This is a genomic window from Xenorhabdus stockiae, from assembly GCF_002632825.1.
GTDB lineage: Bacteria > Pseudomonadota > Gammaproteobacteria > Enterobacterales > Enterobacteriaceae > Xenorhabdus > Xenorhabdus stockiae.
Genome location: NZ_NJAJ01000108.1, coordinates 1 through 1,999, shown reverse-complemented (window position 1 = coordinate 1,999; position 1,999 = coordinate 1). Strand labels below are relative to the sequence as shown.

Here is a 1,999-nt window from a genome sequence, read left to right as displayed (position 1 = left end):
ACTCAGGAACTCGCCAATGCCAAGACTGAAATTGACACTCTTCGGGCTGATGTTGCCGCTGGTCGTCGCAAGCTGCGCATCAAGGCCACCTGTCCTGTGTCTGAAGCCACTTCCTCCGGCAGCGTGGTCAATGATACCACCGTCGAACTCCCTAGAGAAACTGGACAAGCTGTTCTCGATATCCGAGAAGGCATCATCAACGACCGGGCAAAACTGAGATATTTGCAGGAGTATGTTAGGGCTGAGTGCAGGAGATAGAAATGATTGAAAGCCAATTACCCACAACAGTTATTGAATACCGAATACAAGCCAATCCATCATCATTCTCAAAGTCGTTGTTTCGGATGTACTGTCTGGCGTTGCAGTTAGAGAAGGTGATGGATGAAATGCAAGAAAGAGCGAAGGTTATTCGGGCGAATAATACACCATCACCACAGAACAAATAATTCTGGGGTTGCAGGAGTATGTCAGGACACAGTGTGGGTGAGTCTCTTTGTGTGAGATTTGAGACAATTGTAACGACTGTATTAAACCCATAGCGAAATTAAAATGGTTCTTCCAATAAATAACATGTTAGTTAATAAGGAATGACCATGAAATTTGAAATTAAAAATATCAAAAATATTCTACCTCTCAATGTGATTGAAGTAGAAGTTGATATTTACACTGATGAAAATGATAGGAATGATTTTACAGCTTGGGTTGAACTCCCATATAGCGAAACTTTGTCTCTTGGTGAGATTAAAGAGCAGGCTGTAGAAATCGCAAAAGGGAAATTTAAAAAGGCATCCGGTCAAATGTAATAACGACCTGTCACAACAGGAACCCCAAGCCATCACATCCCGTGGTGGTTTTTTTATATCTGAATTTCACAGCGCACTCACAGCGCACATCAATAAAAACGCAGAACCTTACAGAAAGTCGAGCCTGAGAAAACCGTTATTAATAGGGTTTTTCTGCGGGCGGTTTTTCTGTGTGAGCAGGTTCGGCTTTCTATAAGGAACTAAACCCTATGCAATTAATAACAACCAAGAAAACAAACTTGCCTGTAACAGAAGCACCTACCATGACCAGTCTGGAAATGGTGGATTACATCAATGCTGACCGTAAGGCTAAAGCTGAAGCGGAAGGTTTTTCATTCCCCTGTAAGAAATATCGAAAGTTACAACATAAGGATTTTCTTAAGAAAGTCCCAAAAGTATTAGGGGAGGAGCACTCAGCGAAATTTTTCGCTCAGTACAAAGATGGCACAGGACGTGAGCTTCCATGCTACCGATTCCCTAAACGCGAATCCTGCTTAATGGCGATGAGCTACAACTATGAGTTACAGGCTCAGGTATTTGATCACATGACGGAACTGGAAGCTAAATCTGGCTTCGGATTTACCATCCAACAACTGCAAGACATGCTTGTTCTGGCAAGGAAGGCTTCTGACGAAGACTCGTCTGATGCGGGACGTAGATTAAGAAAGCGACAGGATGATCTGGCCACTCTGAATAAGGTCGGAAAGTTAATCAGTGACCTTGGTCAGATAGCTATCGAGTTAGTGGGTGGCGGCAAGGAGGCTATCGCTCATGAAAAATGAAATATCAGCTTGTGATTACTCTTGTAGTTTGGTGGCAGAAGCCTACTTACTTCATTTAGTGGCGACATGGCGTCGCCCTATTTATCGATACGAAACAGGCGATATTGAGGTATGTAGGTACTTTCTTTGGGGTTTGTTAGATGGGTATCCCAAAGAGAGAATGAGTGATGGTTATCGTGCTCGATTCTACTCAAAGCTATTAAAGGAGACTGAGGCAACCCCGATTAAAGGTGCTGTAATTCGTGGTGGCAAAATACCACAATTGAGTAAGAGAGGGCTTAAATATATGAATGCGCTCGTTCATCAATATTGCGACATGTTGACTGATATCGGCGTTCAAGATGAGTATGGAACACTGACCCTACCAGAGAGTTACAACGGGATAAGTTTAGAGTAATTACCAAAATACAAAAT

General features: G+C 42.8%; 5 protein-coding genes. All 5 read left to right on the top strand.

Annotated features, from left to right (window positions below):
• Positions 1-258, top strand: a 258-nt coding sequence (locus tag Xsto_RS20545; RefSeq protein ID WP_141554558.1) for a lysis protein, incomplete at its 5' end; no start/stop codon positions are given.
• A gap of 2 nt (positions 259-260) precedes the next feature.
• Complete coding sequence (locus Xsto_RS20540) at positions 261-446, top strand: hypothetical protein (protein WP_099126296.1); 186 nt, start codon at positions 261-263, stop codon at positions 444-446.
• Between the two features lie 147 nt (positions 447-593).
• The gene (locus tag Xsto_RS20535; protein WP_099126295.1) at positions 594-803 is read left to right on the top strand and encodes a hypothetical protein; all 210 of its coding nucleotides are present in this window, start codon (positions 594-596) and stop codon (positions 801-803) included.
• A gap of 209 nt (positions 804-1,012) precedes the next feature.
• Complete coding sequence (locus Xsto_RS20530; protein WP_099126294.1) at positions 1,013-1,585, top strand: Rha family transcriptional regulator; 573 nt, start codon at positions 1,013-1,015, stop codon at positions 1,583-1,585.
• Positions 1,575-1,982 (top strand): hypothetical protein, encoded by a 408-nt coding sequence (locus Xsto_RS20525; protein WP_099126293.1) that lies wholly within the window; start codon positions 1,575-1,577, stop codon positions 1,980-1,982. Before Xsto_RS20530 ends, Xsto_RS20525 begins: the two co-directional genes overlap by 11 nt.
• Positions 1,983-1,999 lie beyond the last annotated feature (17 nt).